The 22426-nt window shown below is 73.4% G+C and carries 20 protein-coding genes and 1 pseudogene; 13 read left to right on the top strand and 8 right to left on the bottom strand.

Annotated features, from left to right (window positions below; genetic code table 11):
- Positions 1-36: 36 nt before the first annotated feature.
- A complete protein-coding gene (locus IE332_RS26200) occupies positions 37-1209 on the top strand; it encodes an aminotransferase class V-fold PLP-dependent enzyme (protein ID WP_229928914.1) in 1173 nt (390 codons plus the stop codon).
- Between the two features lie 58 nt (positions 1210-1267).
- Here the strand turns inward: IE332_RS26200 and IE332_RS26195 are convergent.
- Both IE332_RS26195 and IE332_RS26190 read right to left on the bottom strand, forming a co-directional pair.
- Positions 1268-1591: pseudogene (locus IE332_RS26195) on the bottom strand (ArsR/SmtB family transcription factor); the annotation flags it as partial.
- Between the two features lie 30 nt (positions 1592-1621).
- The gene (locus IE332_RS26190) at positions 1622-1996 is read right to left on the bottom strand and encodes a hypothetical protein (RefSeq protein ID WP_189920878.1); all 375 of its coding nucleotides are present in this window, start codon (positions 1994-1996) and stop codon (positions 1622-1624) included.
- A gap of 252 nt (positions 1997-2248) precedes the next feature.
- On the opposite strand from IE332_RS26190, the gene IE332_RS26185 reads away from it, so the two are divergent.
- The 3 genes from IE332_RS26185 (at position 2249) to IE332_RS26175 (ending at position 6908) form a co-directional block, all read left to right on the top strand.
- Positions 2249-5104: a DEAD/DEAH box helicase gene (locus tag IE332_RS26185; protein ID WP_189921086.1), complete on the top strand. Its 2856-nt coding sequence runs from the start codon at positions 2249-2251 to the stop codon at positions 5102-5104.
- A 953-nt stretch (positions 5105-6057) separates the two neighbouring features.
- On the top strand, positions 6058-6591 hold the full coding sequence (locus IE332_RS26180; protein WP_189920876.1) for a class IV adenylate cyclase: 534 nt from the start codon (positions 6058-6060) through the stop codon (positions 6589-6591).
- Positions 6592-6605: 14 nt separating this feature from the next.
- Positions 6606-6908, top strand: a complete 303-nt coding sequence (locus IE332_RS26175; RefSeq protein WP_189920874.1) for a hypothetical protein — start codon at positions 6606-6608, stop codon at positions 6906-6908.
- Positions 6909-7036: 128 nt separating this feature from the next.
- Here the strand turns inward: IE332_RS26175 and IE332_RS26170 are convergent, their stop codons facing one another.
- The 4 genes from IE332_RS26170 to IE332_RS26155 all read right to left on the bottom strand — a co-directional run bounded on the left by IE332_RS26170 (position 7037) and on the right by IE332_RS26155 (position 10439).
- Positions 7037-7420: a winged helix-turn-helix domain-containing protein gene (locus IE332_RS26170; protein ID WP_189920873.1), complete on the bottom strand. Its 384-nt coding sequence runs from the start codon at positions 7418-7420 to the stop codon at positions 7037-7039.
- On the bottom strand, positions 7417-8211 hold the full coding sequence (locus tag IE332_RS26165) for a hypothetical protein (protein ID WP_189920871.1): 795 nt from the start codon (positions 8209-8211) through the stop codon (positions 7417-7419). Before IE332_RS26165 ends, IE332_RS26170 begins: the two co-directional genes overlap by 4 nt.
- A 176-nt stretch (positions 8212-8387) precedes the next feature.
- Positions 8388-9290 carry a 5'-3' exonuclease gene (locus IE332_RS26160; protein ID WP_189921084.1) on the bottom strand — a complete coding sequence of 301 codons (903 nt, stop codon included), beginning with the start codon at positions 9288-9290 and terminating at the stop codon, positions 8388-8390.
- Between the two features lie 72 nt (positions 9291-9362).
- Positions 9363-10439, bottom strand: coding sequence for a cation diffusion facilitator family transporter (locus IE332_RS26155; protein WP_189920869.1), 1077 nt, complete (start codon positions 10437-10439; stop codon positions 9363-9365).
- A 279-nt stretch (positions 10440-10718) separates the two neighbouring features.
- On the opposite strand from IE332_RS26155, the gene IE332_RS26150 reads away from it, so the two are divergent.
- The 6 genes from IE332_RS26150 to IE332_RS26125 all read left to right on the top strand — a co-directional run bounded on the left by IE332_RS26150 (position 10719) and on the right by IE332_RS26125 (position 16489).
- Positions 10719-11666, top strand: a complete 948-nt coding sequence (locus IE332_RS26150; RefSeq protein ID WP_229928913.1) for an acyl-ACP desaturase — start codon at positions 10719-10721, stop codon at positions 11664-11666.
- Between the two features lie 115 nt (positions 11667-11781).
- Positions 11782-12687 (top strand): class I SAM-dependent methyltransferase, encoded by a 906-nt coding sequence (locus IE332_RS26145; RefSeq protein ID WP_189920867.1) that lies wholly within the window; start codon positions 11782-11784, stop codon positions 12685-12687.
- The gene (locus IE332_RS26140) at positions 12687-14171 is read left to right on the top strand and encodes an MFS transporter (protein WP_189920865.1); all 1485 of its coding nucleotides are present in this window, start codon (positions 12687-12689) and stop codon (positions 14169-14171) included. The genes IE332_RS26145 and IE332_RS26140 overlap by 1 nt, the downstream gene beginning before the upstream one ends.
- Before the next feature lie 14 nt (positions 14172-14185).
- Positions 14186-14428 carry an acyl carrier protein gene (locus IE332_RS26135; RefSeq protein WP_189920863.1) on the top strand — a complete coding sequence of 81 codons (243 nt, stop codon included), beginning with the start codon at positions 14186-14188 and terminating at the stop codon, positions 14426-14428.
- Positions 14425-15720: a beta-ketoacyl-[acyl-carrier-protein] synthase family protein gene (locus IE332_RS26130; protein ID WP_189920861.1), complete on the top strand. Its 1296-nt coding sequence runs from the start codon at positions 14425-14427 to the stop codon at positions 15718-15720. The genes IE332_RS26135 and IE332_RS26130 overlap by 4 nt, the downstream gene beginning before the upstream one ends.
- A gap of 19 nt (positions 15721-15739) precedes the next feature.
- Positions 15740-16489: an SGNH/GDSL hydrolase family protein gene (locus IE332_RS26125; protein WP_189920859.1), complete on the top strand. Its 750-nt coding sequence runs from the start codon at positions 15740-15742 to the stop codon at positions 16487-16489.
- A 76-nt stretch (positions 16490-16565) separates the two neighbouring features.
- On the opposite strand, the gene IE332_RS26120 is transcribed toward IE332_RS26125, so the two are convergent.
- Positions 16566-17339, bottom strand: coding sequence for a gamma-glutamyl-gamma-aminobutyrate hydrolase family protein (locus IE332_RS26120; protein WP_189920857.1), 774 nt, complete (start codon positions 17337-17339; stop codon positions 16566-16568).
- Positions 17340-17495: 156 nt separating this feature from the next.
- Here IE332_RS26120 and IE332_RS26115 point away from each other — a divergent pair, with 156 nt between their 5' ends.
- The 3 genes from IE332_RS26115 to IE332_RS26105 all read left to right on the top strand — a co-directional run bounded on the left by IE332_RS26115 (position 17496) and on the right by IE332_RS26105 (position 21153).
- Positions 17496-18956 carry a glutamine synthetase family protein gene (locus tag IE332_RS26115; protein ID WP_189920855.1) on the top strand — a complete coding sequence of 487 codons (1461 nt, stop codon included), beginning with the start codon at positions 17496-17498 and terminating at the stop codon, positions 18954-18956.
- Between the two features lie 107 nt (positions 18957-19063).
- Positions 19064-19864, top strand: a complete 801-nt coding sequence (locus IE332_RS26110; RefSeq protein WP_189920853.1) for a 3-oxoacyl-ACP reductase — start codon at positions 19064-19066, stop codon at positions 19862-19864.
- Positions 19865-19962: 98 nt separating this feature from the next.
- On the top strand, positions 19963-21153 hold the full coding sequence (locus tag IE332_RS26105; RefSeq protein WP_189920851.1) for a DUF2510 domain-containing protein: 1191 nt from the start codon (positions 19963-19965) through the stop codon (positions 21151-21153).
- A 186-nt stretch (positions 21154-21339) separates the two neighbouring features.
- Here IE332_RS26105 and IE332_RS26100 read toward each other — a convergent pair whose 3' ends face one another.
- Positions 21340-22254 carry a lytic polysaccharide monooxygenase auxiliary activity family 9 protein gene (locus tag IE332_RS26100; RefSeq protein WP_189920849.1) on the bottom strand — a complete coding sequence of 305 codons (915 nt, stop codon included), beginning with the start codon at positions 22252-22254 and terminating at the stop codon, positions 21340-21342.
- Between the last annotated feature and the right edge of the window lie 172 nt (positions 22255-22426).

Genomic DNA, 22426 nt, shown 5'->3' with positions numbered 1-22426 from the left:
CACCACGTGGGGTGTGCCGTGCGAACGGAGGAAACCGTGACCGAGGACCTGCGGACCGTCGAACCCCCGGCCCCGCTGCCCGCCGCCGACGGGCTGTTCAGCGTGTCGGCGGACGCGGCGCACCTGAACCACGGCTCGTACGGCGCCGTACCCGTCCCGGTGCAGCGCGCCCAGGAACGGCTGCGGACCGAGCACGAACTCGACCCGGACGGCTTCTTCGCCGACCTCCCGGCCCGGATCGCCGCCGCCCGGACCGTCCTCGCCGCCGAGCTGGGCACCGACCCGGACCGGCTCGCCCTGGTCGCCAACGTCACCGAGGCGGTCGCGATCGCCCTGGACAGCCTCCCGCTCGCCCCCGGCAACCGGATCCTGGTCACCGACCACGGCTACGGCGCGGTCACCCAGGCGGCCGCCCGCAAGGCCGCCGAGACCGGCGCCGAGCTGGTCGTGGCGCCGGTGCCGCTGGACGCCCCGGACGAACGGGCCGTCCGGGAGGCCGTGCTCGCCGCCGTGGACGCCCGCACCACCGTCGCCGTCCTGGACCAGCTCACCTCGCCCACCGCCCGCCTGGTGGCCGGCCCCGCCCTGCTCGCCGAACTGCGCGCCCGCGGCGTGACCACCGTCGTGGACGGCGCCCACGCGCCCGGCATGCTGCCCGCCCCGGCCGACCCGCACGCGGACTTCTGGTTCGGCAACCTGCACAAGTGGGCCTTTGCCCCGCGCGCCACCGGCGTCCTCGCCGTCCGCCCCGAGTGGACCGCCCGGGTGCGCCCGCTGGCCCTCTCCTGGGAACACGACAAGGGCTTCCCGGGCAACGTCGAGTGGCGCGGCACCTGCGACTACACGCCCTGGCTGGCCGCCCCGGCCGGCTTCGAACTGCTGCGCGCCCTCGGCCCGGCGGCGGTGGCCGCGCACAACGCCGCGCTCGCCGCGTACGGCCAGCGGGCGCTCGCCGAGCGGGCCGGCCTGGAACCGCTGCCCGCGACGCCGGGGGTGTGGATGCGCACCGTCCGGCTGCCGGCCGGGCACGGCGAGACCGAACCGCAGGTCAAGGCGCTGATGGCCGAGGTGTGGCGGCGGCTGCGCACCCGGATCGCCGTCCGCCCCTGGGCCGGCGGCGGGGTGCTGCGGATCAGCGCGCAGCTGTACAACCGGCCGGGGGAGTACGAGCGGCTGGCGGACGGGCTGGCGGGGGTGCTGAAGGGCTAGCGGGGCCGTTCTCCGGCTGCGGGTCTGCACGAGGCCCACGGTCCGTATGTGGCTCCGGGGCCGCCCGTAGCTCCGCGAGCAGCAGGTTGCGGTCGGCGAGCAGCCCGGTGAGGATCCGCCGGGCCGCCCGCAGCAGGTCCGCGACGTCCCCGCCGGCCAGCGCGTAGACCACCGTGCCGCCCTCCCGGGTGGCGGTGACGATGCCGGACCGGCGCAGCACCGCGAGCTGCTGGGAGAGGCTGGAGGGCTCGACCTCCAGCTCGGCGAGCAGACCGCGGACGGGCGTCGGCCCGGCCTGGAGCAGTTCCAGCACCCGGATCCGGACGGGATGGCCGAGCATCCGGAAGAACTCGGCCTTCGCCTGGTAGAGCGCGACCGTCACGAGGCCCCCCTTCCTGGTGTCGGTGCCGGTTCAGATCTCCAGCGAGCCTTCGATCAGCTTGAGCCGGTGGCGGGCCATCGCGAGGTTGGAGCGCTCGCGGTTGAGCGCCAGGAAGAGGAACAGGCCGCGTCCGCTGGGCGTCGTGATCGGCCGGACCATGTGGTACTGGTTCGTGAGGCTGATCAGGATGTCCTCGATCGCGTTGTCGTGCAGGTTGAGCATCTCCATTGCCCGCATCTTGGCGCGGACCACGTCGGTGTTCCCGGCCGCGGCGACGTTGAGGTCGAGCTCACCGCCGTCGCCGAGGCTGCCGAGCGCCATGCCGCTGCCGTAGTCGACCAGGGCGACGCCGATGGCGCCGTCGATCGACATGGCCTCCTTGAGGGACGTCTCCAGGTTCGCCATCGCGGTTCCTCCCGTGGGTTGGTGGCTGTTTGGTGGCTGTGACGACGAAGGTAGGGAGATCGGGCGGCGGTCCACCGGCGATGATCGAAGACGTTCGAAGTCGACCGGTCCGCGATCGCTTGAAGACATTTGCAACTATGGATCTGAGAGAGGAGTGATCTCCTCGCACGGAAAAACGGTGCTATCGATGTCACTCCTCCCGGGTAACCTCTCGCTGAGATGCCAGATCACACCAACCACACCCGGACGGCGATGAACACCCCCGATCCAGAGCCCCAGGACGATCAGGAGCTCAGCCCCGCCGAGGCGTACGCGGCCAGTCGTCGCCGGGCCAAGGAGCAGGCCACCGCCCTGTACGGCTTCCAGCAGCTGTACGACTTCCCGCTGGACGACTTCCAGCTGGAGGCCTGCGAGACGCTGGAATCCGGCTCGGGCGTCCTGGTCGCCGCCCCCACCGGCTCCGGGAAGACGATCGTCGGCGAGTTCGCCGTGCACCTCGCCCTGGCCGCCGGGCGCAAGTGCTTCTACACGACGCCGATCAAGGCGCTCTCCAACCAGAAGTACGGGGACCTGGTCAAGCGCTACGGCGCCGCCAAGGTCGGCCTGCTCACCGGCGACAACACCGTCAACGGCGACGCACCCGTGGTGGTCATGACCACCGAGGTGCTGCGCAACATGCTCTACGCGGGCTCCAGCACCCTCAACGGCCTCGGCTACGTCGTGATGGACGAGGTGCACTACCTCGCCGACCGCTTCCGCGGCGCCGTCTGGGAGGAGGTCATCATCCACCTCCCCGAGTCGGTCACCCTCGTCTCGCTCTCCGCGACCGTCTCCAACGCCGAGGAGTTCGGCGACTGGCTGGACACCGTGCGCGGCGGCACCAAGGTGATCGTCTCCGAGACCCGCCCGGTGCCGCTGTGGCAGCACGTGATGGCCGGCAACCGGATGTACGACCTGTTCGCCGACCCCGACCGGGACGGCCGCCCCAAGCACAACCTGAAGAACCCCGGCAAGGCCGTCAACCCCGAGCTGGTCCGGCTCGCCCGCTCCGAGGTCGACCGCAACCCGCGCGACCGCTTCGGCCGCGGCCGGGGCCGCTCCATGCCCAACGGCCGCCCCGGCAAGGTCTGGACGCCGGGCCGGGTCGACGTCATCGACCGGCTCGACGCCGAGGGCCTGCTGCCCGCGATCACCTTCATCTTCAGCCGGGCCGGCTGCGAGGCCGCCGTCCAGCAGTGCCTCAGCTCCGGCCTGCGGCTCAACAAGGACTCCGACCGCGCCCTGGTCCGGACGATCGTCGAGGAGCGCTGCGCCGACATCCCCGACGAGGACCTGCACGTCCTCGGCTACTTCGAGTGGCTGGACGGGCTGGAGCGCGGCATCGCCGCCCACCACGCCGGGATGCTGCCCCGGTTCAAGGAGGTCGTCGAGGAGCTCTTCGTGAAGGGCCTGGTCAAGGCCGTCTTCGCGACCGAGACCCTGGCGCTCGGCATCAACATGCCCGCCCGCTCGGTGGTCATGGAGAAGCTGGTCAAGTGGAACGGCGAGACCCACGCCGACATCACCCCCGGCGAGTACACCCAGCTGACCGGCCGGGCCGGGCGGCGCGGCATCGACGTCGAGGGCCACGCCGTGGTGCTCTGGCAGCGCGGCCTCGACCCGGAGGCGCTGGCCGGCCTGGCCGGCACCCGCACCTACCCGCTGAAGTCCTCGTTCCGGCCGTCCTACAACATGGCCGTCAACCTGGTCTCCCAGTTCGGCCGGCACCGCTCGCGCGAGCTGCTGGAGACCTCCTTCGCCCAGTTCCAGGCGGACCGCTCGGTCGTCGGCCTCGCCCGCCAGGTGCAGCGCAACGAAGAGGGCCTGGACGGCTACCGCGAGTCGATGACCTGCCACCTCGGCGACTTCGACGAGTACATGGAACTGCGCCGCCGGCTCAAGGACCGCGAGAACGAGATGGCCCGCGAGGGCACCAGCCAGCGCCGCGCGGCCGCCGTCGAGTCCATCGAGCAGCTCAAGCCGGGCGACGTCATCCACGTGCCCACCGGCAAGTTCGCCGGCCTCGCCCTGGTCCTCGACCCGGGCCTGCCGCCGGTCGACCGCTCCGGCCGGGGCGACCGGCGCCACCCCGACTTCCAGGACGGCCCGCGCCCGGTGGTGCTCACCGCCGAACGCCAGGTCAAGCGGCTCGCCATGATCGACTTCCCGCACCCGGTCGCCGCGATCGAGCGCCTCCGCATCCCCAAGTCCTTCAACCCGCGCAGCCCGCAGTCCCGCCGCGACCTCGCCTCGGCCCTGCGCACCAAGGCCGGCCACCTGGAGCCCGACCGGTTCCGCCGCGGCCGCGCGGCCGCCGCCGACGACCCGGAGATCACCCGGCTGCGCACCGAACTGCGCCAGCACCCCTGCCACGGCTGCTCCGACCGCGAGGACCACGCCCGCTGGTCCGAGCGCTACCACCGGCTGCACCGCGACACCGAACTGCTGGAACGCCGGATGCGCTCGCGCACCCACACCATCGCCCGCACCTTCGACCGGGTCTGCGCACTGCTCACCGACCTCGGCTACCTGCGCGGCGACACCGTCACCGACGACGGCAAGCGGCTCGGCCGGCTCTACGGCGAACTCGACCTGCTCGCCTCCGAGTGCATCCGCGAAGGCGTCTGGAGCGGCCTCGCCGCCGCCGAACTCGCCGCCTGCGCCTCGGCGTTGGTGTACGAGGCCCGGCAGTCCGACGACGCCGGCGCCCCCCGGGTCCCGGAGGGCGCGGCCAAGGAGGCGCTCGGCCAGATGGTCCGCATCTGGGGCCACCTGGACGCCCTGGAGGAGCAGCACCGGATCAACACCGCCGAGGGCGTCGGCCAGCGCGAGCCCGACCTGGGCTTCGCCTGGGTCGCCTACCGCTGGTCGCTCGGCCACGACCTCGACCAGGTCCTGCGCGACGCCGAGATGCCGGCCGGCGACTTCGTCCGCTGGACCAAGCAGCTGATCGACGTCCTCGGCCAGATCCAGGACGCCGCCGGCGAGGACGCCGACCTGCGCAAGACCGCCCGCAAGGCCGTCGACAGCCTCCGCCGAGGCATCATCGCCTACTCCTCGGTCGGCTAGCACGACCCCAACGGGGGCCCGCACGAAACCCTTCGTGCGGGCCCCTTCGGCATCGCGCAGCGGGCGGCCCCACCGGTGACCGGTGAGGGCAAGCCAAGCCTTCGGCCCTGGCTTGCCCCACCCACCCCCCTGTGCGCGGCTTCGGCTACGCCTCGCCGCGCCCCCTCCTGCGCTCACGAAAGTGCCGCTGCCCCCTCCCGAAGGCAGGGGGCAGCGGCCAAGTCGTCTATTGCTTCCGGCGATTGTTCAGAGGACTGGGGCGCAGGCCGAGGAATGAGATGAATGTGGCCCCACCAGAGTGCGGTGGAGCGATCACAGGCTCTGTGCGTGGCGACTCTCTGTAGCGCTTCCAGCGATCCTCAGGGAAGTTCCTCCAGGGCGCCGCTTCGGTTTCCACCGAAGCGGCGACGGTGCTGCGTAGGAAGTCGGCCTGGCCGACTTCCTACGCAGCAGAAACAAGGTGATCGCAGACGAGGTGTTGGGAGAGCGGGCGTAGTCCCTGTAGGGATCCCCCAGGGAGATTTCTTCCGTTGCCGCTTCGGTGGGGCCGAAGCGGCAAGGGGATTCGGCCGGCTTCCCGTATAGGGGAGAGCGCACGAGAGTGACAGGCCTTCGAGGGTGGTGAAGACCGGGACCAGGACCCTGTCGATCACCGCATCGACGTTGGCGGCCTCACTCGATCGGAACGAGGGCGCCAAACAGCACGGTCCAATCCGTGCACTGCGCATCAAGGAAATTGACGCCGTGGTGTCGCCTTCGGTCAGGGTGCGTGCGGGGGCGAAGTAGTCGCGGAGCATCTCGGTGGTCCATGCGGGTTGAGGAACCTTCCCGTGGGCCGAATTCCCTCGTCCGGGTGGGCGGCACCGGCCGCACGCCGGAGCAGGTGGCCGACGCGATCGCCGATACCGTGCGCTCGCGCATCCCTAAACCCCGACCGGAAGGGTCAATGTCCCATGCCCGCAACTGAGTTCGAAGCGAAGATCCTCGACATCGAGCCGGAGAGGATCCGTGTGCTGCTTGCCGAAGCCGGGGCGGAGCACGTGGTCGACCGGTTCCAGCGCCGCTACGTCTACGACATCCCCGGCCGGCCCGACGCGTGGGTCCGGCTGCGCGACACCGGCCGCGATGTCACCTTGTGCGTCAAGGAGATCCACTCGGACGCGATCGACGGCGTGACCGAGACGGAGACGGCCGTCGGCGACTTCGACACGACGAACACGCTCCTCGGCAAGCTCGGCTACCAGCCGAAGGCGTATCAGGAGAACCGCCGGTCCTCCTGGACGCTGCGCGGCGCGGCCGTCGAGATCGACGAATGGCCGCTGATCCCCCCGTACCTGGAGATCGAGGGGGACGGCGCCGATCACGTCCACGCGACGGCGCTCGCGCTCGGGCTCCCGCTCGGCGAGCTGACGAGCGAGAATACCACCAAGGTCTACCGCCGGTACGGGATCGACATCGAGGCGATCCCCCGGCTCACGTTCGAGTGAAAGGGAGGTGCACGGTGTCTGTGACCCAATGCCCGGCGGTCCGAGTCGTCCGGGACAACACCATCCGCGTCAAGGTGATCGACGCCTGCGGGATGGCCTGCACGTTCTGCCACAACGAGGGCACGCCCGTCACCGCCGACAACAAGGGCCGCAGCCTGCTGCCCTTCCTGTCGGGGCCCAGCCGGACCGGACGCGTGTCGATCTACGGCGAGACGAACGGCGTCGACTTCCTCTCGGCCAAGATGGCCCCGGACATGTCCTTCCGGCGGGCGGTTCGGAGGTGCTGGCCTTCAAGGACGCCGAAGTCCGGAGGCTGACGAGCGAGTACGGCGCCGCTGCCTGACCCGAGTCCGAGTGGGGCCCGCACGTTCGCCACGAACGTGCGGGCCCCTTCGCATGCCCACCCCGCCACGGCGCTGCGCGGGAAGTCGGCCTGGCCGACTTCCTATGGGCGGAGGTGTCCGGGGCCGGCGGTGTCGAGGCGGCGGACCAGTTCGCGGAGGGCGCGGAGTTCGCGGTCGAGGGCCTGGGCGCCCTGGGGGGTGAGGGTGATCCAGGTGCGGGGGCGGCGGCCGGCGTAGCCCTTGTTGACGGCGATCAGGCCGGCTTCCTCCAGGACCTTCAGGTGCCGGGAGAGGTTGCCGTCGGTGAGGCCGAGCTGCTCCTTCAGGAAGCCGAACTCGACGCTCTCGGCCTCGCGGGCGACGGTCAGGACCCCGAGCCGGACCCGCTGGTGGACGGTGTCGTCCAGGTCCAGGGTCGGGTGCGGCCGCTCGGCCTCGTCCTGTTCCTCGTCGCCCGTTCCACCGGACGCCTGCGCAGCGCTCATGGGGTGACGGTACGGGACGCCGCCGGTTCGCGGCGGGCCGCGGTCCACTGGGCCAGCCCGGCGGCGAGCAGGATCGCGGCCAGCAGCAGGGCCTTGGGCTGGGGGCCGTCGGCCCAGCCGCCGTCGTTCCGGTCGAGCCACGGCAGCCAGCCGCTCTCCCAGGGTGCCGCGAGGTAGGCGGTGAGCAGCGCGGTGTGGGCGAGGCCGGCGCCGGCGACCAGCGGGCTGCGCTCGGTCAGCCCGAGGACGAGCAGGCCGGTGCCGATCACGTACCAGGGTGAGGCGTAGCCGTTCGCCAGCAGGGAGAGCGTGAACGGCGTCCGGTCCGCGAAGAGCAGCGCGAGCAGTACGGCGGCGACCAGGACGCCGGCCCCGGCGGCGGCGCCGAGCCAGGAGGCGCGGTGCGGGACGATGCCGCGGGCCTCACCGCGCCGCCGGTACCAGCGGGCGAGGGCCAGCCAGGCCAGGGGGAGCAGCGCGAACCAGATTCCCCAGCCGAGGAAGCGGAGGACCGCCCCGTCGAACTCGTGGGCGTCGCAGGCGGCGTCCGGGGCGTGGGCGACGCAGAGGCCCGTCAGCTGCGCGTAGGCGAAGGCCGGGTACGACTCGACGCCGCGCCCGTGGGCGCCGAAGTTGTAGGCCTGTCCGGCGATCGGCGCGGCTGCCAGCGAGAGCAGGCCGAAGCCCAGTAACGGCACCCCCGCGCCGCGCAGTCGGGTGCGGGCGCGGGCCCGCAACCCTTCGGTGGCGGCCAGCAGTTCGGCCGGGTCGTCGTGGTGCGGTGTTGCCATGGTCCACCCCTGTCGAGCTTGATCGTGGATTCACTTTGCATCGCAAAGTAGATTGCGGTCAAGAGTTCACGGGGAGGCAAAGCAACCGGCGGTCCGGTCCGGTCCGGGAACGCCGAAGGGGCCCGCCGCGCGATGCGACGAGCCCCTCCCGGGTACGAGCCCCTCCCGGGTGCGGCTCAGCGGGTGGCGAGGGCCTCCAGCAGGCGGTCGAGGGAGGTGCCGAGGCCCCAGCGGGTGGCGAGTTCCTCGAGGGTCATGGGGTCCAGGGGTTCGCGGGGGAGGGCCGGGTCGAAGGCGGGGAGGGGGGCGTCGGGGGCGACGCGGACCACGGTCGGGGCGACGTCGAGGTAGGCGGAGCCCTCGACGATGTTGCGGCGGCGGGCCGGGGTGAGCCCGGAGCCGATGTCGAGGGCGGCGGCGCGGATGGCCGCGAGGTCGCCGTACTCGTTGATCAGCTGGGCGGCGGTCTTCTCGCCGATGCCCTTGACGCCGGGCAGGCCGTCCGACGGGTCCCCGCGCAGGGCGGCCATGTCGGCGTACTGGGCGCCGCGTACGCCGTACTTCTCCAGCAGCAGGGCGTCGTCGGTGACCTGCAGGTTGCCCATGCCCTTGACCGGGTAGAGCACGGTGATGCCGCGGGCGTCGTCGACGAGCTGGAAGAGGTCGCGGTCGCCGGTGACGATCTGCACCGGGCCGTCGGCGCGGGCGGTGAGGGTGCCGATCACGTCGTCCGCCTCGTAGCCGGGGGAGCCGACCCGGGCGATGCCGAGCGCGTCCAGCACCTGCTCGATCACCGGGACCTGCGGGGCCAGCGTGTCGGGCACCTCCTCCTCGCCGTCCTGGGCGGCCTCGGCGACCCGGTGGGTCTTGTAGGAGGGGACGAGGTCCACCCGCCACTGCGGGCGCCAGTCGGCGTCCATGCAGGCGACCAGCCGGTCGGGGCGGTGGTCGTGGACCAGCCGGGCGATGAAGTCCAGCAGGCCGCGGACGGCGTTGACCGGCTCTCCCTGCGGGGAGCGCAGGGAGTCCGGTACGCCGTAGTAGGCCCGGAAGTACAGGCTGGCGGAGTCGAGCAGCATCAGTCGCGGTGCGGTCACGACTCAGATCATGCCGTACGGGGGTGACGGACAGGGGCGACGGACCGCGGGTTCTCAGTGTTCGTGCGGGCCGGCGCGGTGGACGGGGCCGTGGGCGTCGGCGCAGTGTTCGGCGGCGGTGTCGCCGGGGGCGGAGATCTGCAGCAGCGCGCCCGCCTCGTCCTCGCCGACGTGGTCGACCTGGAGGGTGCTGTGGGTGATCCCGTACTCGTCGGCGAGGCGGCGCTGGAGCTGGCGGCGGACCGCGTGGCAGTCGCCGCCGGGGGTGACCAGGATGTGCGCGGAGAGCGCGGGCTGGCCGGAGGTGATCTCCCAGATGTGCAGGTCGTGGATCTCCTCGACCAGCGTTTCGGTGACCATCCGGTCGGCGACGGCGTCCGGGTCGATCCCGGCCGGGGCGGCCTCCAGGAAGATCCGCCCGGAGTCCCGGACCAGGGCGATGCCGGCCTTGAGCATCAGCGCGACGACGATCAGGGAGGCGATGGCGTCGGCCCGGGCGAAGCCGGTGAGCAGGACGACCAGGCCGGCGACGGCGGTGGCGATGAACGCGTACAGGTCGGTGAGCACGTGCTGGAAGGCGCCCTCGACGTTCAGCGAGCTGCGGTTGGCCTTGGACATGCACCAGGTGGCGGCGAGGTTGACCACGATGCCGATCAGCGCGGTGACCAGCACCAGCGAGCCGGTGACCTCGGGCGGCTCGATCAGCCGGGCGACGGCCTCGTAGCCGAGCCAGGCCGAGAGCACCAGCAGGGTGACCCCGTTGGCCTGCGCGGAGAGGATCTCGGCGCGCTTGAGGCCGTACGTGTAGCCGCCGCGGGCCGGGCGGGCGGCGAGCCGCATCGCGATCAGGGCCAGCACGATCGAGGCGGCGTCGGTGAGCATGTGCGCCGCGTCGGAGATCAGCGCGAGGGACTGGGCGGCGAAGCCGACCACGACCTCGCCGGCCATGAAGACGACGATCAGGGCGAGCGCGCTGAGCAGCCAGCGGCGGTCGGCGTCGGCGGAGACCCCGTGCGAGTGGCCGCCGTGTCCGCCGCCGTGTCCGCTTCCGTGCGCGTGTCCGTGGGTGTGGCCGGGGGAGTGCTGCTGGTCATGCGCATGATCATCGTGAGAATGCTCGTGGCCGGCCATCGAAGTCCTCTCTGGACGCACGGGTGCTGGTGACGGGGTGCGATCGCCCCGCACCCGAAGTGAACCGCAGAATCGACAAAGATCCAAAGGCTGTACTGGTGACCGTTGTCGTTGCCGTTCGGGCGTCCGTTCAGACGTCCGTTCCGGTGTCCGTGGCGGCCTCCTCGGCGGCCGGCATGCCGGGGGCATGGGCCCAGGTCAGGGCCGCGATCCGGGAGTCACCTGAACGGGTGAGGCGAGCTTGCGCGGCCGTACGCGGTTACACGACGATCATGGCCCGTGAAGATCGCTACCGCGGACGCCCTCCGCTGGCTCTCCGAACTCGAAGCGACCGCCGAGGAGCTGATGAACCGTCATCTCGCGTCGGCGCGCGAGTGGTTCCCGCACCAGTACGTCCCCTGGAGCCTCGGCCGGGACTTCGACGGCCCGCTCGGCGGTGAGCCCTGGAGCGCTGATCAGTCCGCGCTGAGTCCGGCCGTACGGTCCGCCCTGGTCGTCAACCTGCTGACCGAGGACAACCTGCCCGGCTACCACTGGACCATCGGCAGCCGGACCTCCCGGGACGGCGCCTGGGGTGCGTGGCTGCACCAGTGGACCGCCGAGGAGGACCGGCACGCCGCGGCCATCCGGGGCTATCTGCACGCCGCCCGTGCCGTTGACCCGATCGCGCTGGAACGCGCCCGGATGGCGCACCTCGGCACCGGCACCGTCCCGGAGCTCGAAGGCCCCCTCGACGTGATCGCCTACGCCGCCGTCCAGGAGCTCGCCACCCGGGTCAGCCACCGCAACACCGGGCGGCTCAGCGGCGACCCGGTCTGCGAGCGGCTGCTCACCCGGATCGCCCAGGACGAGAACCTGCACATGGTCTTCTACCGGGAACTCCTGCGCGCCGCACTGGAGTCGGGCGCCGACCAGGTGCTCGTCACGCTCGACGCCACGATCCGCGACTTCGCCATGCCCGGCCTGGCCATGCCCGGCTTCGGCCGGATGGCCGCCGAGATCGCGGTGGCCGGCGTCTACGACCTGCGGGTGCACCACGACGAGGTGCTCGTCCCGCTGCTGCGCGCCCTCAGGGTGAACGACCTCACCGGGCTCGGCCCCGCCGGGGAGCGGGCCCGCGACCGGATCGCCGCGCACGTCGAGCGGACCGACGCCCGGGCCGCCCGCTTCGTCGAGCGCCGCGCCCAGGCCCTCGCCGTCCGGGCCGGCCGGGCGGAGCCCGCCTGAGTCCGCCTGAGCCCGCCTGAGCCCGCCTGCGTACGCCCGAGCCCGCCCGCCCGAGCCCGCCTGCGTACGCCGCCGCCGAGCACACCCGAGCCCGACCCTCCAGAACAGGACCCGTATGACCATCACCACGGCCGGCACCACCGCCGCCGACATCGCGTTCCACTACGACCTCGGCAACGACTTCTACGCCCTCTGGCTGGACGAGACCCTCGCCTACACCGCCGCCAGGTGGGACGGCATCCCGCCCGGGGAGCCGGACGCCACCGCGCTGCCGCGCGCCCAGCGGGCCAAGCTCGACCACCACCTCGACCTGGTCGGTGCCCGCCCCGGCGACGGCCTGCGGCTGCTCGACGTCGGCTGCGGCTGGGGCGCCATGCTGGCGCACGCCGGCCGCGACGGCCGGATCGCCCACGCCACCGGCCTGACCATCTCCCGCGCCCAGTACGACTTCCTCACCGCCCGCGCCCTGCCCGGCACCGAAACCCGACTGGAGAGCTGGGAGGACCACGCCCCCGAGCGGCCGTACGACGCCGTCGTCTCGATGGGCGCCTTCGAGCACTTCGCCACCGCCGGCATGGACCGGGCCGAACGGCTCGACGTCTACTCCCGCTACTTCGAGGCCTGCCACCGCTGGCTGCGCCCCAGCGGCCGGATGTCGCTGCAGTGCATCGCCTACGACGGTGCCGCCGACGGCTCCGGCCCGATCGGCGACTTCGTCGGCGCCGACGTCTTCCCGAGCGCCAAGCTGCCCCGGCTCTCCGAGATCGCCGCCGCCTGCGACCCGTACTTCTCGGTGGTCGCCCTCACCGCCTCCGCCGATGACTACGTCCGCACCCTCGCCTCCTGGTCGGCCCGGCTGCTGCGGGCCCGGGTGGAGGCCGAGCGGCTGGTCGGCCCCGAGGGCTACCGGCGGTACCGGCGCTACCTGCGGGCCAGCGAGGTGACCTTCCTGCGCGGCGCCGCCACGCTGTACCGGATCGGCTTCCGGCGGCGCGACGAGCCGCTGCGGCTGTCCGCCTGATGCCCGGGCCCAAGCCACTTTCGGAGTCCCCGCCGTCCACGGAGTCGACGCCGTCCCTGGACAGGACCACCACCCCACGCCGCGCCTGGGCGGCCGTCGCGGTGGTCTGTGCCGCGCTGTTCCTGCTCGGCCTGGACTTCACCGTCCTCAACGTGGCCGTCCCCGGCCTGCGCGCCGACCTCGGCCCGACCCTCGCCGAGACCCAGTGGATCGTGGACGGCTACGCCCTCGCCCTCGGCGGCTGCGTGCTGGCCGGCGGCGCGCTGGGGGACCGGTACGGGCGGCGGCGGGCCTTCCTCACCGGGCTGGCCCTGTGCGGTGTGGCCTCCGCCGCCGGGGCGCTCGGCACCGGGCCCGCCCAACTGGTCGCCGCCCGCTGCGGCATGGGCCTCGGCGCGGCCCTGTTCATGCCCGCCACCCTCTCCACCGTGGTGCACGTGCTGCGCGAGCCGGCCGCCCGGAAGCGGGCGATCGGCATCTGGGCGGCGGTGGCCGGGGTCGGCGCGGTGTTCGGCCCGGTCGCCGGCGGCCTGCTGGTCGACCGGTACGGCTGGCAGTCGGCCTTCTGGCTGAACGTCCCGGTGATCGCGGCGATCGGCGTCGCGGCGCTGATCGCCGTTCCCGAGTCCCGTGCTCCCGAGGTCCGGCCGCTGGACCGGCCCGGCGCGCTGCTGTCCTGCGCGGGGCTGCTCGCGCTGGTCTGGGGCGTGATCGAGGCCCCGGGCCGGGGCTGGACCAGTGCCGCCGTCCTCCTCGCGTTCACCCTCGGCGCCTTGCTGCTGGCGGCCTTCGTCCGTCGCCAACTCGGCTGCCCCGCACCGATGGTGCCGGTCCGGCTGCTGCGCGGCGGGCCGGTCTGGCCGGCCACCGTCTCGCTGGCGCTGATGTCCTTCGCGATGTTCGGCGCGATGTTCCTGCTCACCCTCTACCTCCAGCAGGTCCGCGGCCTGAGCGCCTGGCAGGCCGGGCTGCGGATGGTCCCGCTCTCCCTCGGCCTGGCCACCGGCGCGCTCCTCGGGCCGCTGGTGGCACGGCAGTCGGGGGCCAGGGTGCCCTCGGCCGGCGGACTGCTGCTGATCGCCGCCGGATTCGTCCAGCTCGGCGGGCTGGCCGCCGGATCGGGGGACGGGCCGGTGCTGCTGTTCGAGGGACTGTCCGGGCTCGGTGCCGGACTGCTCGCCCCGGTCGCCACCGAGGTGGTGATGAGCGCCGTCCCGGTCGCCGCCGCGGGTGTCGGCTCGGCCCTCAACGATGCGACCCGGCAGGTCGGTTCGACCCTCGGTGTGGCTGTGCTCGGCTCCGTGCTCGCCACCTCGCTCACCGGTGCCGCCCCCGGCGACCCGGCCGCCTTCACCGACGGCCTGGCCGCGGCCGCCGTCGTGGGCGGCGCGGTCGCGGTGCTCGGCGCCGTCCTCGCCTGGGCCCGACTGCCCGGGCGGCAGCCCTCCGCCACCGCCCTCGACCTCACCAACCACCCCAGTTGAAAGGAAAATTCACCATGCCCAGCACCTACGAGACGATCCGCGCCTGCCTGGTCGACGAGTTCGACGTGTCCCCGGCCGTGGTCACCCCCGACGCCACCCTGGCCTCACTCGCCCTGGACAGCCTCGCCCTGGTCGAACTCTCCCTGGTGGTCGAGGAGCGGATCGGCGTCACCGTCGCCGACATCACCCCGGACCGCACCCTCGGCGAACTCGCCGCCCACGCGGAAGCCACCCTGGCCAAGGAGTCGGCCAGTTGAGCCCGCGTACGGTCGCCGACCCGCGTACGGTCGCCGACCCGCGTACGGCCGCCGCCCCGCGTACGGCCGCCGCCCCGCGCACGGTCGCCGTCACCGGCCTCGGCCTGGTCACCCCGGCCGGGAACGGGCCGGACGCCGTCTGGGCGCACTTCCTCGGCGCCGGTCCCACCGCCCGGCCCGACCCCGAACTCGACGGCCTCGCCGTCGACTTCTCCTGTCGGCTGGCCGACTTCGAGCCGCCCGCCCTGCTCGGCGGGCGGCTCGCCCGGCGCCTGGACCGCTTCAGCCAGATGGCCGTGGTCGCCGCCCGGCAGGCCGTGGCCGACGCCGGGCTCGACCCGGCGGAGTGGGACGGCGACCGGGTCGGCGTCGTCCTCGGCGTCAGCGCCAACAGCGTGCACACCTACCCCGTCGAGTACGCCCGGCTCGCCGAGGGCCGGGCCGACCGGGTCTCCCCGCTGATGCTGCCCCGCTCCATCCCCAACATGGCCGCCGGCGAGGTCAGCCTCGACCTCGGCGCCCGCGGTCCCGGCCTGGTCGTCAGCACCGCCTGCGCCTCCGGCACCAGCGCGCTCGCCCTCGGCCGCGACCTGATCGCCTCCGGGACCTGTGACCTCGTCCTGGCCGGCGGCACCGACAGCCCCCGCACCCGGATGACCTGCGTCGCCTTCGACCGCCTCGGCGCGCTCTCCCGGCGCCGGCACGACCCGGCCGGCGCCTCCCGCCCCTTCGACGCCGACCGGGACGGCTTCGTCCTCGGCGAAGGGGCGGGCGTGCTGCTGCTCGAACACCCCGAACACGCCCGCGCCAGGGGTGCCCGCCCCCGGGCCCACCTCGTCGGGCACGGCGCCTCCTCGGACGCCCACCACTTCACCGCCCCGCACCCCGGCGGCGACGGCCTGGCCCGAGCCGTACGGGCGGCGCTCGCCGACGCCGGGCTGGCGCCCGAGGAGATCGGACACATCAACGCGCACGGCACCGGCACCGCGCTCAACGACCCGGCCGAGGCGGCGGCCCTGCGGCAGGTCTTCCGCCGGCCGCCGCCGGTCACCGCCAACAAGAGCGTGATCGGGCACACCATGGGCGCGGCCGGCGCCATCGAGGCGGCGCTCACGGTGCTCGCGCTGCAGCACCGGCTGGTCCCGCCCACCGCCAACCTCGACCGGCTCGACGACGCCATCGGCCTCGACGTGGTCACCAAGGTGCCGCGACCGGTCGACGTCCCCACCGCCCTGTCCGTCTCCAGCGGCTTCGGCGGGCAGAACGCCGCCGTCGTCCTCACCGCCGCCTGACCCGGGAGCCCTGCCCACCATGCGTCGCCTCGCCCTCCGGCTCGCCCGGCTGTACATGCACCTGCTGGCCCACCGCCCGCCCACCGACTGGACCGTCCCGGTCGCCGACGGACGGTACGCCCCGCCCGAGCCCGTCCCCGACGGCCGTCCGCTCACCCTGCTGATGCTCGGCGACTCCCTCGCCCAGAGCTTCGGCGCCCACCGCCCCGACCAGACCCTCGGGGCCCGGCTCGCCGCCGGCCTCGCCGAGGGCACCGGCCGGCCCGTCGACCTGCGCGTCCACGCCCGGGTCGGCTCGACCACCGCGGCCGTCGGCCGCCAGCTCCTGCGGGCCGCCCCGCTGCGCCCCGGCATCGCCGTCCTCATCGTCGGCGGCAACGACGTCCTGCTGCCCGCCCCGCTCGGCCGCGCCGCCCGTCGGCACGCCCACTTCGCCCGGTCCCTGCGGGAGGCCGGCTGGCAACTCGTCGTCGTCCCCTGCCCCAACCCCGGCTACGGCCCCGGCTTCCGCGCCCCCGCCCGCTGGATCGGCCACCACCGCTCCCGACGCCTCGCCCGCCGCCACACCCGCACGGCCACCCGTACCGGTGCCCACCTCGCGCCCACCTCCGGCCCGGAGTTCCGCGACCAGGCCCCCCGGCTGCTCGGCCCCGACGGCATCCACCCCTCACCCCACGGCTACGCCGCCCACGCCACCCGGATGCTTCCCACCCTGCTGGCCGCCGCCGAGCACCTCCACCACCCGGCCCCCAGCCCGGCGACCCCCTGAACCGGCCGTTCCCCCCGCGCCCCGACCGGGGAGCGCGGGGGGAACGGCGGGGGTCGTGCCCGAACTTCGCCGCCCCTCAGTGGAGCGCCACCGCGTCCAGGGCCGGGGAGCCCAGTGCCGCCGCGTCCGGGACCAAGGCGTCCAGGGACGCCGGGGTGGCCGCCCGGACGAGGGCGCGCATCAGCCGCAGATCGTCCCCCTGCTCCGGGTGCCACTGCACCCCGAGGGTGAAGCCCGGCCCCTCCACCGCCTCCACCGTGCCGTCCGGCGCGTGGGCGCTCACCCGCAGGCCCGCCCCGAGCCGGCCGACGGCCTGGTGGTGGAAGGTCGGCACCTCCAGCTCGCTCTCCGGCAGCAGCCCGCCCAGCAGCGTCCCCGGCACCGGCCGCACCAGGTGCGAGCCGTAGCGCCCCGGCGAGCCGCCGTGCACGTCCACCGGCACCACGTCCGGCAGATGCTGCACCAGCGTCCCGCCGCACACCACGTTCAGGACCTGCATCCCCCGGCAGACGCCCAGCAGCGGCATCCCCGCCGCCAGGGCCGCCCGCAGCAGCGCGACCTCCCAGACGTCCCGCTCCGGCGAGTCCACCTCGGTCGCCGGGTGGGCCGGCTCGCCGTAGTACGCCGGGTCGATGTCCGGGCCGCCCGCGATCACCAGGGCGTCCAGCCGGGCCAGCACCTCGGGCGCGCGCTCCGGGGCGTCCGGCGGCAGCAGGACGGCGATGCCGCCGGAGTTCTGGACGTACGCGGTGTACCGCTCGGGGACGAGGGCCACCCGCCGGGCCCGCCAGTCGCTCCAACTCGCGTCCACCAGGTAGGTGCTGACGCCGATCAAAGGCCTGCGATCCATGGCGCGCATTCTCCTCCCGAAACACCTGATCCATCGTCAACCACGCATATCGGCGCGCCACACCCGTCCGCCCTCTTCCGCCCCGCGAGTCGCAGGCCGTACGGTTCGCTGTGACCGCGTGATCTCGAAGAGTGATCGAGGAAGGAGGGTTCCGCCATGTCCGAGAACGCCGCACCTGAGAACGCCGTACCTGAGAACACCGCCCCCGGGGACGCCGCACCCGGGAACGCCGCACCCGGGAACGCCACCGCCGGTTCGCGCCCCCGGCCGCCGCTGACCCTGGACGAGCTGCGCACCCTGGTGGACGCCGGCGAGGTGCACACCGTGGCCCTCGCCTTCACCGACATGCAGGGCCGCCTGCAGGGCAAGCGCTTCGCCGCCCGGTTCTTCCTCGACGAGGTCGCCGAGCACGGCTCCGAGGCCTGCGACTACCTGCTGGCCGTCGACGTCGACATGAACACCGTGGACGGCTACGCCTTCTCCTCCTGGGCCACCGGCTACGGCGACTTCGCGATGCGCCCCGACCTCGGCACCCTGCGGCTGACCCCCTGGCAGCCCGGCACCGCCCAGGTGACCGCCGACCTCGCCCGGCACGGCGGCCACCCGGTGGACGCCGCCCCGCGCCAGATGCTGCGCCGCCAGATCGCCCGGCTCGCCGAGTACGGCCTGGCCGCCGACATCGGGACCGAACTGGAGTTCCTGGTCTTCCGCGACACCTACGAGCAGGCCTGGCTCGGCGGCTACCGCGGCCTGACCCCGGCGAACCTCTACAACGTGGACTACTCGATGCTGGGCACCGCCCGGGTCGAGCCGCTGCTCTCCCGGATCCGCAACGAGATGGCCGGCGCGGGCCTGGTCGTGGAGTCCGCGAAGGGCGAGTGCAACCTCGGCCAGCACGAGATCGCCTTCCGCTACGCCGACGCCCTCACCACCTGCGACCAGCACAGCGTCTACAAGACCGGCGCGAAGGAGATCGCCGCCCAACTCGGCTGCGCACTCACCTTCATGGCCAAGTACGACGAGCGCGAGGGCAACAGCTGCCACATCCACCTGTCGCTGCGCGACACGGTCGGCGCGCCCGCCTTCGCGGACCGGGACGGCCGGATGACCGACACCATGCGGCACTTCCTGGCCGGGCAGCTGAGGGCGCTGCGCGAGTTCAGCCTGCTCTACGCGCCGAACATCAACTCCTACAAGCGCTTCCGCCCCGGCTCCTTCGCCCCGACCGCCGTCGCCTGGGGCCGGGACAACCGCACCTGCGCCTACCGGGTGGTCGGCCACGGCCCCGGGCTGCGGATGGAGAACCGGGTGCCCGGCGGCGACGTCAACCCGTACCTCGCGGTGGCCGGGATGATCGCGGCCGGCCTGCACGGGCTGCGGCACAAGCTGGAGCTGCCCGCGCCCTGCCTGGGCAACGCCTACGCGGTCGAGGAGTACGCCCGGGTGCCCGGATCGCTGCGCGAGGCCGCCGACCTGTGGGCTGGGAGCGAGCTCGCCCGGGAGGCCTTCGGCGGTGACGTGGTCGACCACTACCTGAACATGGCCCGGGTCGAACAGTCCGCCTACGACGGCTCCGTCACCGACTGGGAGCGCTACCGGTCCTTCGAGCGGATGTGACGCGTGACGGAGGTGGCGCACGAGCGTTGGACGTGACGCATGACGCATGACGCATGACGCGTGACGGACCACGAACGTCTCCACCCAGAGCGAGGAGTGACAGCCCCATGAGCGAGAAGCACGCCGCGCCGGACGCGGTGGTCTGCCGCCGGCTGGTCGGCCGCACCGCCGTGGTCACCGGCGCGGGCAGCGGCATCGGCCTGGCCGCCGCCCGCCGGCTCGCCTCGGAGGGGGCGAAGGTGGTCTGCGCGGACCTCGACGAGGAGACCGGGCGGGCCGCCGCCAAGGAGACCGGCGGGCTGTTCGTGCACACCGACGTCACCGACCCGTACATGGTCGAGGCGCTGTTCGACGAGGCGTACGAGACCTACGGCAGCGTGGACGTCGCCTTCAACAACGCGGGCATCTCCCCGCCGGAGGACGACTCCATCCTGACCACCGCCCTGGACGCCTGGCGCAGGGTCCAGGAGGTCAACCTGACCTCGGTCTACCTCTGCTGCAAGGCCGCGCTGCCGTACATGCGCCGGCACGGGCGGGGCTCGATCATCAACACCGCCAGCTTCGTGGCCCGGATGGGCGCGGCCACCTCGCAGATCTCCTACACCGCGTCCAAGGGCGGGGTGCTGGCGATGTCCCGCGAGCTGGGCGTGCAGTTCGCCCGGGAGGGGATCAGGGTCAACGCGCTCTCGCCGGGGCCGGTGGACACCCCACTGCTGCGCGAGCTGTTCGCCGCGGACCCGGAGCGGGCCGCCCGCCGACTGGTCCACATCCCGCTCGGCCGGTTCGCCCGGGCCGAGGAGATCGCCGCCGCGGTCGCGTTCCTGGCCAGCGACGACTCCTCGTTCATCACGGCGAGCGAGTTCCTGGTGGACGGCGGCATCTCCGGGGCGTACGTCACCCCGCTGTAGGCCCGCGGGGACCTTCTCACCGTAATCTCATCGAAAACCGCGGGAATCGGCTGCCGCGCTGATTTCGCGTTTATCCGGCTGCCTTTAGATTCTTTGCTGTGAGTGAGCAGATCCCCGCCGGGTGGTACCCGGACCCGAAGGACCCCACCGGCGACCCGAGGCCGCAGCGGTGGTGGGACGGCAAGGGCTGGACGGCCGACACCCGGCCCGCACCCTCGGACGCCCCGGAGCCCGTTGCGCCCGATGCGGCCGTTGCGCCCGACGCGTCCGATGCGGCCGGCGCTCCGGGGCCGGAGACGACCGAGCAGCCCAGGGTGCTGGAGGGCGAGGTCCTGGGGAGCGGCCCGACCGTCCGCTACCCGGAGCCGCCGCCCTTCGGCGCCGCCTACGGTTCGCCCGCGCCGCCGCCGCGCAAGCCCTGGCGCAAGCCGTCCAAGCTGGTCGTGGCGACGGCTGTCGCCGCCCTGCTCGGCCTGGGCGCGGGCTCCGGGATCACCTACCTGGCGATGGACGGCCACGGGGACAAGGCCAAGCCGACGGCCCAGCACGTCCCCAAGGGCGGCTTCGGTCCCTGGGACGGCTACCCGGGCGGCCCCGGCGGCCCCGGCGGCAACGACGGCGGCAGCGGTGACGGCGGAAGCGGCGGGAACGGCGGGAACGGCAACGGCGGCAGCGGGGACGGCAAGGGCAACGGGAAGGGCAACGGCAACGGCAAGGTGCGGCCGAACGCCGACACCGCGATCGACGTGGTGAACCGCCTCACCCTGCCGGTCCCGAACGGCTGGCAGGCCGGCACCACCGGCAAGGGCTACGCGATGATCACCGTCGGCTCGTACACCTGCGCCGACGGCAACGGCGAATGCACCCTCGGCGGGGTCAACACCGGCCGGATCGACGGCGGCGGCACCGACGTCCAGGCGGCGGCCAAGGCCGACATCGCGGCGGTCGCCAAGGAGTCGTACAGCGACGTCACCGGGCACCAGGAGCTCAAGTCCGAGGCCGTCAAGGTCAACGGGAAGGACGGCTACCTGGTCCGCTGGAAGGTGGACGCGCCCAAGGGCAACAACGGCTACGTGCAGACCGTGGTCTTCCCGTCCGCCGACGGCAAGGGGCTGGTGTCGGTGCACTTCGGCTTCGACATCGCCGACAAGGCGCCGGACGTCGCCGTGATGGACACCATCGTCAAGGGCATCACCGACTACAAGGGCAAGCTGCCGAGCATCCCGGGGCTGCCCGGCTCGGGCTCCGGGGCCGGCGGCGCCGGGGACGCGGGCGGCACCACCACCTGAGCCCCGCGCTCCTCACACGGCACACGGCGGCGGCCCACCCGGAGGTCCTCCCTCCCGGGCGGGCCGCCGCCGTTCGCTTGCTCGCCGCTCGCTGCCCCGCCGTTCGCTTCCTCGCCGGGCCGTGCCGCGGCGCCGCGGGAACCGGGCCGGACGGGGGTGTGACCGGCCCGGCGCCCGCGTCCGGCGTCAGGAGTCGCGTCGAACAGCCTCGACGCGACGGCGCCGGAGCACCATGCCGGCCCAGCCGACGCCGATCGCCGCGGCGCCGGCGAGCAGCAGCGGACCGGTGGCCGAGGTACCGGCCACGGCGGCGGAGGTGGTCGGGACGATCTGGCCGGCCGGGGCGTTCGGGTCCCCGCCGTGCCCGTGGTGGGCGACCGTGGACTTGGGGGCGTCCGCCGCGATCTGGGCGTCGCTGGGCGCGGCCGGGGCGTTGGCGGTGAGCGCCGTACCGGCCGCGTCGGCCTTGCCGAAGTCGACGTCGGAGCAGCTGTAGAACGCCTCCGGGCTGTCGCTGCGCTGCCAGACCATGTACAGCAGCTGGCGGCCGGTGCGCTGCGGCAGCGTGCCGGAGTAGGTGTAGTACCCGTCGGTGGCGGTCCGGGTGACCTGCACCTGGGCCACCGGCGTCGGGTCGAGGTCCGACCACTTCAGCGGCTTGGTCGGGTCGTAGGTCGGCTTGGTGATGTAGACGGTCTGGGTGCCGACGTGCGGCGCGGTGGTGCGGAACTGGAAGGTGAACGCGCCGGGCTTGACCGCGGTGGCCGGCCAGTCGGTGCGCGGCCAGTCCAGGGCCTTGTACTTGTCGCGGTTGGCCGAGCAGAGCTTGCCGTCCGGGATCAGCGCCTGGTGGTTGCCGGCGGCGTTGGCGATGTTGACCTCGTTCCAGTCGTACAGCGGCTGGGTGCCGCTCGCCGCGACGAGGTCCTTGCAGACCTGGGACACCGGGTGCTCGGGGCCCTCCGCGTAGCAGGCGGCGACCCGGCTGACGGGGTTGGTCATCGTGCCGTGGGCACTGGCGGTGCCGGCGGTGGTCGCGGCCACCGCGAGGACCGCGGCGCCGACCACACCGACGGACAGGGCACTTCGCTTGATGGACATGGGGTGGGGACTCCTTGACCGTCGTTCCGGGCGGGTGTGGGGGAACGGGCACGCCTGCCCGTTCGGGGGCTGCCGGCCCGGCGCGCGACCCCCGGCCAGAGCGTAGGATTGGTCTGGACCAGAGCGCAATAGCCGCGCGTGGACCTCTTGTTGACGGACTGTAGGGCCCCGG

The organism is Kitasatospora xanthocidica, assembly GCF_014656195.1.
Classification (GTDB): Bacteria; Actinomycetota; Actinomycetes; order Streptomycetales; family Streptomycetaceae; genus Kitasatospora; species Kitasatospora xanthocidica.
This window is presented reverse-complemented; position numbering and strand designations above follow the sequence as displayed.

Bases quoted from the DNA above. Each gene is read 5' to 3' on its own strand.
- IE332_RS26190 (WP_189920878.1), bottom strand. From the start codon at position 1,996: ATGGCGAACCTGGAGACGTCCCTCAAGGAGGCCATGTCGATCGACGGC.
- IE332_RS26185 (WP_189921086.1), top strand. From the start codon at position 2,249: ATGAACACCCCCGATCCAGAGCCCCAGGACGATCAGGAGCTCAGCCCC.
- IE332_RS26180 (WP_189920876.1), top strand. From the start codon at position 6,058: ATGCCCGCAACTGAGTTCGAAGCGAAGATCCTCGACATCGAGCCGGAG.
- IE332_RS26170 (WP_189920873.1), bottom strand. From the start codon at position 7,420: ATGAGCGCTGCGCAGGCGTCCGGTGGAACGGGCGACGAGGAACAGGAC.
- IE332_RS26165 (WP_189920871.1), bottom strand. From the start codon at position 8,211: ATGGCAACACCGCACCACGACGACCCGGCCGAACTGCTGGCCGCCACC.
- IE332_RS26160 (WP_189921084.1), bottom strand. From the start codon at position 9,290: ATGCTGCTCGACTCCGCCAGCCTGTACTTCCGGGCCTACTACGGCGTA.
- IE332_RS26155 (WP_189920869.1), bottom strand. From the start codon at position 10,439: ATGGCCGGCCACGAGCATTCTCACGATGATCATGCGCATGACCAGCAG.
- IE332_RS26145 (WP_189920867.1), top strand. From the start codon at position 11,782: ATGACCATCACCACGGCCGGCACCACCGCCGCCGACATCGCGTTCCAC.
- IE332_RS26140 (WP_189920865.1), top strand. From the start codon at position 12,687: ATGCCCGGGCCCAAGCCACTTTCGGAGTCCCCGCCGTCCACGGAGTCG.
- IE332_RS26135 (WP_189920863.1), top strand. From the start codon at position 14,186: ATGCCCAGCACCTACGAGACGATCCGCGCCTGCCTGGTCGACGAGTTC.
- IE332_RS26125 (WP_189920859.1), top strand. From the start codon at position 15,740: ATGCGTCGCCTCGCCCTCCGGCTCGCCCGGCTGTACATGCACCTGCTG.
- IE332_RS26120 (WP_189920857.1), bottom strand. From the start codon at position 17,339: ATGGATCGCAGGCCTTTGATCGGCGTCAGCACCTACCTGGTGGACGCG.
- IE332_RS26115 (WP_189920855.1), top strand. From the start codon at position 17,496: ATGTCCGAGAACGCCGCACCTGAGAACGCCGTACCTGAGAACACCGCC.
- IE332_RS26110 (WP_189920853.1), top strand. From the start codon at position 19,064: ATGAGCGAGAAGCACGCCGCGCCGGACGCGGTGGTCTGCCGCCGGCTG.
- IE332_RS26100 (WP_189920849.1), bottom strand. From the start codon at position 22,254: ATGTCCATCAAGCGAAGTGCCCTGTCCGTCGGTGTGGTCGGCGCCGCG.